We start from the raw sequence: 8,695 nt of genomic DNA, 5'->3' as shown, positions 1-8,695 counted from the left end.
TTCGAGACTAGAACGTTGATAGGCAGGGTGTGTAAGCGTTGTGAGGCGTTGAGCTAACCTGTACTAATTGCCCGTGAGGCTTAACCATACAACACCCAAAGGGTTTTGATGGACTCAAAGCAAGAACGAATTGAATGTGTATGAGAACACAATAACGGCTTTCCGAATTAAGAATTTGCTTGGCGACCATAGCGTTGTGGACCCACCTGATTCCATGCCGAACTCAGAAGTGAAACGCAATAGCGCCGATGGTAGTGTGGGGCTTCCCCATGTGAGAGTAGGACATCGCCAGGCTTTGAACAACATCTGTTTAAAGCACGATTAAGATAAGACTTTAAATAGACCACTGCGGAGTGGTAGTTCAGTTGGTTAGAATACCGGCCTGTCACGCCGGGGGTCGCGGGTTCGAGTCCCGTCCACTCCGCCACTTTTTAGAAAACCCGATGCGAAAGCGTCGGGTTTTTTATTGTCTGAAGATATCCTATCTAACTCTTTATACTGTTCTATCTGATATAAAAAAGCCCCGTCTAACGACGAGGCCAATTGCTATCATTCAAACAGCTCTTCATGAAGTGCTTTAACGGCTTGTTTTGCTTCGTTTTCATCTAATAGGAAACATAAGTTATGTGGGCTAGCACCGTAGCAGATCATACGAATATTAAATTCATCCAGAGTATCGAATACTTCAGCGGCAGAGCCTTTTGTCTCACTCATGTTGTTACCAATCAGCGCGACGAGGCTTAATCCTTGTTTGACCTCGACTGTACAGAGCTGCTCTAGTTCTTGTTGAGCTTGAGCAGGAAGTTCTGGTGCACCGCCACTCGTATCAGTTTGATCAAGTGTAAGTGAAACACTGACTTCTGAGGTAGTGACCAAATCAACAGAGATTTTGTGTTTTGCCAATACGGTAAAGACATCTGCAAGGAAACCATACGCTTGGAACATTTTAGGGTTACGCAGTGTTACCATAGTTTGATTGTTACGTAGCGCCAATGCCCTAAATAGCGGCGCGCTTTCTACGGACTGTCGTACCCAAGTCCCACCTTCTTGCGGTGCTTTTGATGAACCGACAAACACAGGGATTTGGTGACGTAATGCTGGTAAAAGTGTTGAAGGATGTAGGATTTTCGCACCAAAGTTCGCCATTTCGGAGGCTTCACTAAAGCTGATTTCTGGAATAGGGCGTGCATTCGGAGCAATACGAGGGTCCGTTGTATAAATTCCTGGGACATCGGTCCAGATCTCTAACCCCGCAGCTTCAACCGCTTCTGCGATAAGTGCAGCACTATAATCACTGCCACCTCGGCCAAGTGTTGTGGTTTCACCTTCCTCATCAGAACCAATAAAGCCTTGAGTGACAACAACATGTTGCTGACAAAGTGGGATAAGCTTCTCATCGGCTAATTGCTTAGTCGCTTCTAGATTTGGTTCGGCTTTGCCGTAGTCACTATCTGTTTTCAGGACATCGCGAATATCAAAACGCACAGCGTCGACCCCGCGCTCTTGCATTAATCGAGTCAAAATATGAGTCGACATTCTCTCACCACACGCTACTAAGTGATCAGTGAGCTTTGCCGATGTTGCAATAGAAGCAGCCTCGGATAACGTCGCAACTTTTTCAATTAGTGCTTCAACACGCTTCTCGATAGATGAGGTGTCTTTGAGCTGCGACATAATGTCAGTATGGATAGCTCTAAGTCTATTGATGAGCTCAGATCGGTGTGCTTCGTCTTTTACTCCATTTGCCAACTCAACCAAAATGTTGGTGACTCCAGAGCATGCACTGCTTACAACCAGCTTCGTTTGTGGGTTATTTTCGATGATCTCAGCACAACGGCTCATGGCTTCGAAGTTGGCGACGCTTGTTCCGCCAAATTTAGCTACATTGAATGCGCTCACAGTAATTCTCCAGGACTTCCAGTAGTAATAATAAGGTTGGTAACCCAACATCCGATGTTTGAAGAGAAAAATAGAGCGGAGGAATCCGAATAAAGAATGGACCTCAGAAGCTCTTCACCAATCACTTGGTGACAGTTAAAGGGATTCAGCCCGTTCAACCGACAAACTTAATCCTGCAAATTGAGTTCATCTCGGCACTGCTCCCCATCAGTAACATGTATAGAAGTTGCGGCTTCACATGATTACCTGCCTGGGCAGTGCTCCTCTTCCGCTGTAGCTTTTTAGTGGTTGCTACAGATAGTGTGTTTATTCAACGTTTTTGAGCGTGAAAAGTCAATGAAGATTCACAATTTAACCATAAAAAACTGAGTGGTTGGATGTTGCAAAAATGTTGATTTTTATTCCGTTGTGGAACAGACTGAATTTCCTTAGGATATTTTACTTATTACTACAATAAATCATTAAAGGATTGCCCATGACTATTTCTAGCTTTGTGCCCCCTCACCGTACGTTAATGGGGCCTGGCCCATCAGATATTTACCCACAAGTATTGCAAGCCTTGAGTCGTCCAACGATAGGTCACCTAGACCCGCTCTTCATCGGTATGATGGATGAACTTAAAGAGCTGCTCAAGTATGCATTTCAGACACAAAATGACTTCACAATCGCCGTTTCAGCGCCCGGTAGTGCTGGTATGGAAACATGCTTCGTAAACCTCGTTGAGCCAGGCGACAAAGTTATTGTCTGTCGCAATGGTGTGTTTGGTGAACGTATGCGAGAGAATGTGGTTCGTTGTGGCGGTGAAGCTATTGTCGTAGAAGATGAATGGGGTGCGCCTGTTTCTGTGGCTAAAGTAGAGCAAGCGATCGCCGAGCATCCAGATGCAAAAATAGTAGCGTTTGTTCATGCTGAGACATCCACTGGAGCTGTAAGTGATGCGCAGGCTCTGGGTTCGCTTGCTAAGCAAAACGATATGCTGACTATTGTTGATGCTGTGACATCTCTAGGTGGGGTACCTTTATTGGTGGATGAATGGCAACTAGATGCAGTTTATTCCGGAAGTCAGAAGTGCTTATCCTGTGTGCCAGGATTATCACCAGTCACGCTTTCTCCAGCGGCCATCGAGGTAATTAAATCTCGCAAAACGACCGTTCAGAGTTGGTTCCTCGATCAGAGCTTGGTTTTGGGCTATTGGAGTGGAGAAGGGAAGCGCAGCTATCACCACACCGCGCCAGTGAACAGTTTGTACGCATTGCATGAGTCGCTAGTCTTACTCAAAAATGAAGGACTAGAGAATGCATGGCAGCGCCATAAAGACATGCACTTGTTGCTCAAAGAGGGACTAGAACAGCTTGGGTTGAGCTTCGTTGTTGAAGAAGGCAGCCGATTACCTCAGCTTAATGCTGTTTACTTGCCGGAAGGTGTTGACGATGCAGCAGTGCGCTCTCAGCTTTTAGAACAGTACAACTTAGAAATTGGTGCGGGTTTAGGTGCGTTAGCTGGTAAAGCATGGCGAATTGGTTTGATGGGGTATGGGGCCAGAAGAGAGAACGTTGCCCTATGCCTTAAAGCACTCGAAACGGTCTTGAAGTAATTCTTGAAATAATAGTTGTTAGCCAATAAAAAACCGAGAGCTAGGCTCCCGGTTTTTTATTATATGGATTTAGCTAAGCTTAAAGCGCGGCAATAGTTTGCTTTTGCTCTTCCAGTTTAACTAACATCTCTTTGTAACCTTCAAGTTTCTCACGTTCTTTCGCAACAACTGCTTCAGGTGCTTTCGCGACAAAACCTTCGTTACCAAGCTTGCCTTCGATACGTTTTACTTCACCTTGTGTCTTAGCGATTTCTTTCGCTAGACGATCCAGTTCTGCATCTTTATCGATTAGACCAGCCATAGGAATCATAAGCTCAGATTTACCAACCAGTGCTGTAGCACATGCTGGAGTCTCTTCGCCAGCTGTCAGTACTTTGATGTCTTCAAGCTTAGCAAGAGAGACAAGAACTGCTTTGTTCGCTTCTAGGCGAGCGGCGTCTTTATCGTCAGCAACTTTAAGCATGACATCTAGCGCTTTGCTTGGAGCAATATCGTACTCAGCACGTAGGTTACGGATGCTAGTGATGAATGCTTTCACCCACTCAATATCGTCAAGTGCTTCTTGGTTGAAGTTTGCTTCTTCAAACTGAGGAAGCGCTTGAAGCATGATAGTATCACCTTCAACACCATCAACAAGAGGTTTGACGCTCTGCCAGATAGTTTCAGTGATGTATGGGAGTACTGGGTGAGCTAGACGCAGTGTCTTCTCTAATACTGTGATCAGCGTGCGACGTGTACCACGTTGCTGAGCTTCGTTACCTTTCCATAGAACGGGTTTAGTCAGCTCTAAGTACCAGTCACAGAATTGGTTCCAGATGAACTCATAAATGGTGTTTGCAGCCATATCTAGACGGTAGTTGTCGATGTGACCGTTGAACTCTTTTGCAGCAAGTTCAAACTGAGACTCGATCCACTTGTCTGCAAGTGAATATTCAATCTCACCACCGTTGAAACCACAATCTTGATCTTCTGTGTTCATAAGTACGTAACGGCTTGCGTTCCATAGCTTGTTACAGAAGTTACGGTAACCTTCTAGACGCTTCATATCCCAGTTGATATCACGACCAGTAGATGCCATTGCTGCAAGAGTGAAACGAAGTGCATCAGTACCATAAGGTTCGATACCATTTTCGAATGTCTTACGAGTGTTCTTTTCAATCTTCTTCGCTAGTTGAGGTTGCATCATGTTGCCAGTGCGCTTCTCTACTAGAGACTCAAGATCGATACCATCAATCATATCGATTGGGTCAAGAACATTACCTTTAGACTTCGACATCTTGTCGCCGTTTTCGTCACGGATTAGACCCGTAACGTATACCGTCTTGAATGGTACCTGTGGTTTGCCGTTTTCATCTTTACAGAAGTGCATGGTCATCATGATCATGCGAGCAACCCAGAAGAAGATGATGTCGAAACCTGTAACCAGTACATCTGATGGGTGGAAAGTTTTCAGGTCATCAGTGTTTTCTGGCCAGCCTTGAGTACCGAATGTCCACAGTGCAGATGAGAACCAAGTATCAAGAACGTCGTCGTCTTGACGCAGAACAACAACTGGCGCTAGACCATTGTTCTCACGCACTTCCTCTTCGGTACGACCCACATAAACGTTACCGTCGTTGTCATACCATGCTGGAATGCGGTGACCCCACCATAGCTGGCGAGAGATACACCAGTCTTGAATGTCACGCATCCAAGAGAAGTACATGTTTTCATATTGCTTAGGCACGAATTGGATTTCGCCATCTTCAACTGCTTTGGTTGCTGTCTCTGCTAGAGGTGCAGTACGAACATACCATTGGTCAGTTAGCATTGGCTCAATTACCACGCCACCACGGTCGCCATAAGGTACGGTCAGATCGTGATCTTTGATTTCGTCCAGAAGACCAAGCTCTTCGAACTCGGCAACGATAGCTTTACGAGCAGCGAAACGCTCCATGCCATGATATTTAGCTGGAAGCTCTGTTGAATACGCATCGCTTGCTTCACCATTTGTGGTGAATACTTCTGCTGCGTCACGAATATCTGCATTGAACGTTAGGATGTTGATCATTGGCAACTGGTGACGCTTACCAACTTCATAGTCGTTAAAGTCGTGTGCAGGTGTGATCTTCACACAACCTGTGCCTTTTTCCATATCAGCATGCTCGTCACCTACGATTGGAATACGACGGTCTACGATAGGAAGCAGGATTTCTTTGCCGATAAGATCTTTATAGCGAGGATCTTCAGGGTTTACCGCAACACCAGTATCGCCCAGCATAGTTTCTGGACGAGTAGTAGCGACAACAATGTAGTCTTTACCTTCTGCTGTTTTTACGCCATCAGCTAGAGGGTAGCGGAAATGCCACATGTGGCCTTTCTTGTCTTTGTTTTCAACTTCTAGATCAGAAATCGCTGTGTGTAGCTTTGGATCCCAGTTAACTAGGCGTTTACCACGATAGATAAGATCATCTTCGTATAGACGAACAAAGACTTCTTGAACGGCATTAGATAGGCCGTCATCCATAGTGAATCGTTCACGATCCCAATCCACAGATGCGCCTAGACGACGAAGCTGTTTAGTAATCGTGCCGCCAGACTCGCCTTTCCATTCCCAGATCTTGTCGATGAAAGCTTCACGGCCATAATCGTGCTTAGTCTTGCCTTCTTCAGCGGCAATCTTACGCTCAACGACCATTTGAGTTGCGATACCAGCGTGGTCAGTACCTACTTGCCAAAGGGTGTTTTTGCCCTTCATACGCTCGGCACGGATTAGCGTATCCATGATGGTGTCTTGGAATGCATGACCCATATGTAGGCTACCAGTGACGTTCGGTGGCGGGATCATGATGCTGTATGATTCTTTAGTCGTGTCACCGTGAGGCTTAAAGTAGCCTTTCTCTTCCCAAGTCTTATACAGAGCTTGTTCGATAGATTGTGGGTTATATGTCTTTTCCATAGCTTTCTGGATACTTACTTTAATCTGTGAAAGAAATTTGCCAAACCTTATAAATAAACGCAGGGAAATTAACGCTTACTTATAAGGATTGACCTTGATTAGGATTCTGAATGTTGAATCTCAATGGTTTGAAGCTGATAGCCCGCTTGACGGTAAATTTTATACCTTTCTCGCGCAGTTTGCTTAGCTTTTTCTTCGCAAGGGACGAAGTCTACCACTTGACCAAAGGCCTGCGCAAAGGTTGCGTGACTATTCGCCAAATTTATTGCTAGTTGCCGATTCCAACTGGGTTTAAGGCCCTCGTGACCAATCTCTACCAGCGTGCCGTTTTTAGGTCCTTCGCCAATGAGATTGTGGGCAATAAATTGTTCGGGAGTCACTTGCCAAAAATACTCAGCCAACAACTCAGCTTCGGCTTTGTCACTGCAGTTAATATAGAGCTTGGCACCTTGCGCAGTAAAATGGCGACAGAGAAAATGCACATAGGCAAACCACCCCTGTTGAGAGGCTTGTTCAGAGTCTTCATTAATGATGTAGAAGGTTGCCGTATTCATGTGAAATGTCGCTTTGCTCTGGTTATTGGTAAGCAATAAAAAAGGGCCTTTCGGCCCTTCTGTTTACTCTTCAGTCTCTTGGCCACTGCGGTTTAGCAAGAATTGGACAAGTAGCGAGACAGGACGACCCGTTGAGCCTTTCGCTTTACCTGATTTCCATGCCGTACCAGCAATATCTAGGTGTGCCCAGTGATATTTCTTAGCAAAACGAGATAAGAAACAACCAGCTGTAATTGTACCGCCAGGGCGGCCACCAATGTTTGCCATATCAGCAAATGGGCTTGCTAGTTGCTCTTGGTATTCGTCTGCCATTGGTAGACGCCAAGCGCGATCGCCAGCTTGCTCAGAGGCGTTAACAAGTTCATGTGAAAGTGGGTTGTGGTTTGAAATCACACCACTGATATGATGACCTAGTGCAATCACACATGCACCCGTAAGAGTGGCAACATCAACAACACATTCCGGCTCATAGCGTTCGACATAAGTTAATGCGTCACACAGAACCAAGCGACCTTCTGCGTCCGTATTTAATACTTCAACTGTAAGACCAGACATAGTTGTAAGGATATCACCTGGGCGATAGGCATTACTACCAGGCATGTTTTCACAGCCTGCTAGTACTGCAACCACGTTGATTGGTAGGTTCAGCTTAGCCAGCGCTTTCATAGTGCCGAATACCGATGCTGCGCCACACATGTCGTATTTCATCTCATCCATGGCTTCGCCAGGTTTTAGTGAGATACCGCCTGAATCGAACGTTAGGCCCTTACCAACTAAAACAATTGGCTTCGCATCTGGATCTGGGTTGCCCTTGTACTCCATGATAGACATCATAGATTCATTCTTTGATCCACGACCGACAGCTAGGTAAGACGTCATACCTAGTTTTTCCATTTCTTGTTCACCAATGATCTTGGTTGAAATGGTGTCGTAATCGTCAGCCAAGCGACGAGCTTGAGAAGCAAGATAAGCTGGGTTTGCGATATTTGGTGGCATGTTGCCAAGATCTTTTGACGCTTTAACACCTGAAGCAATCGCTAGACCATGAGCAATCGCTTTTTCACCAAGATTTAACTCACGACGAGTAGGTACGTTGAATACTAGTTTACGAAGTGGACGACGTGTTTCTGGTTTACTACTCTTGAATTGATCGAAGGTATAAAGTCCATCTTTCGTCGCTTCAACAGCTTGACGTACTTTCCAGTATGTATCGCGGCCTTTAACGTGCAGCTCTGTTAGGAAACATACCGCTTCCATAGAACCAGTCTCGTTCAACGTGCTGATGGTTTTTTGAATGATTTCTTTATATTGGCGCTCACCAAGCTCTCGCTCTTTACCACAGCCAACTAACAGAACGCGCTCTGAAAGCACCCCAGGTACTTGATGCAGCAGCAGCATTTGACCTGGCTTACCTTCTAGGTCGCCACGACGTAGCAAAGAGCTAATATAGCCATCGCTGATTTTATCAAGCTGCTCTGCAACCGGAGAGAGACGACGTGGCTCAAATACGCCAACGACGATGCATGCACTACGCTGCTTCTCTGGACTGCCACTTTTAACACTAAACTCCATGCGTACTCCTACATCCTAAAGACAAATAGAACTAAATGTTGGATAATCGATTCTTAATGCTTGAATCCTATGAGCCATTTCGGCCTATAATCTAAAGATAAGAATCGATCAAAAAAGTAAAAAATAAAAGGTTTACCC

Annotated in this window: 5 protein-coding genes, 1 tRNA gene, 2 rRNA genes and 1 riboswitch; of the genes, 4 read left to right on the top strand and 4 right to left on the bottom strand. The window is 45.4% G+C overall.

Annotated elements, in window-relative coordinates:
- From VME0621_RS25355 to VME0621_RS25345, 3 genes are all read left to right on the top strand, one after another.
- A 23S ribosomal RNA gene (locus VME0621_RS25355) occupies positions 1-88 on the top strand; the annotation flags it as partial.
- A 90-nt stretch (positions 89-178) separates the two neighbouring features.
- Positions 179-294 (top strand): 5S ribosomal RNA (gene rrf / locus VME0621_RS25350).
- A gap of 56 nt (positions 295-350) precedes the next feature.
- Positions 351-427, top strand: a tRNA-Asp gene (locus tag VME0621_RS25345).
- A gap of 122 nt (positions 428-549) precedes the next feature.
- Here VME0621_RS25345 and lysC read toward each other — a convergent pair.
- Entirely contained in the window at positions 550-1,950 is a 1,401-nt protein-coding gene (gene lysC, locus VME0621_RS25340) for a lysine-sensitive aspartokinase 3 (RefSeq protein WP_408741713.1), read from the bottom strand.
- 48 nt (positions 1,951-1,998) lie between these two features.
- Positions 1,999-2,175: riboswitch (Lysine riboswitch) on the bottom strand.
- 199 nt (positions 2,176-2,374) lie between these two features.
- On the opposite strand from lysC, the gene VME0621_RS25335 reads away from it, so the two are divergent.
- Positions 2,375-3,493, top strand: a complete 1,119-nt coding sequence (locus VME0621_RS25335; protein WP_062463475.1) for a pyridoxal-phosphate-dependent aminotransferase family protein — start codon at positions 2,375-2,377, stop codon at positions 3,491-3,493.
- A 79-nt stretch (positions 3,494-3,572) separates the two neighbouring features.
- Here VME0621_RS25335 and VME0621_RS25330 read toward each other — a convergent pair whose 3' ends face one another.
- The 3 genes from VME0621_RS25330 to pepA form a co-directional block, all read right to left on the bottom strand.
- Positions 3,573-6,431 carry a valine--tRNA ligase gene (locus tag VME0621_RS25330; protein WP_062463477.1) on the bottom strand — a complete coding sequence of 953 codons (2,859 nt, stop codon included), beginning with the start codon at positions 6,429-6,431 and terminating at the stop codon, positions 3,573-3,575.
- 98 nt (positions 6,432-6,529) lie between these two features.
- Entirely contained in the window at positions 6,530-6,985 is a 456-nt protein-coding gene (locus VME0621_RS25325) for a DNA polymerase III subunit chi (RefSeq protein ID WP_062463480.1), read from the bottom strand.
- A gap of 63 nt (positions 6,986-7,048) precedes the next feature.
- A complete protein-coding gene (gene pepA / locus VME0621_RS25320; RefSeq protein ID WP_006073199.1) occupies positions 7,049-8,557 on the bottom strand; it encodes a leucyl aminopeptidase in 1,509 nt (502 codons plus the stop codon).
- Positions 8,558-8,695: the final 138 nt, after the last annotated feature.

This window comes from Vibrio mediterranei, from assembly GCF_900088415.1.
GTDB classification, from domain to species: domain Bacteria; phylum Pseudomonadota; class Gammaproteobacteria; order Enterobacterales; family Vibrionaceae; genus Vibrio; species Vibrio mediterranei.
Note: the sequence above shows the minus strand (reverse complement) of the source record. Positions and strands in the feature narration are given on the sequence as shown.

Excerpts from the sequence above, each read along its gene's own strand:
- lysC (WP_408741713.1), bottom strand. The coding sequence starts at position 1,950 with ATGTTGGGTTACCAACCTTATTATTACTACTGGAAGTCCTGGAGAATT.
- VME0621_RS25335 (WP_062463475.1), top strand. The coding sequence starts at position 2,375 with ATGACTATTTCTAGCTTTGTGCCCCCTCACCGTACGTTAATGGGGCCT.
- VME0621_RS25330 (WP_062463477.1), bottom strand. The coding sequence starts at position 6,431 with ATGGAAAAGACATATAACCCACAATCTATCGAACAAGCTCTGTATAAG.
- VME0621_RS25325 (WP_062463480.1), bottom strand. The coding sequence starts at position 6,985 with ATGAATACGGCAACCTTCTACATCATTAATGAAGACTCTGAACAAGCC.
- pepA (WP_006073199.1), bottom strand. The coding sequence starts at position 8,557 with ATGGAGTTTAGTGTTAAAAGTGGCAGTCCAGAGAAGCAGCGTAGTGCA.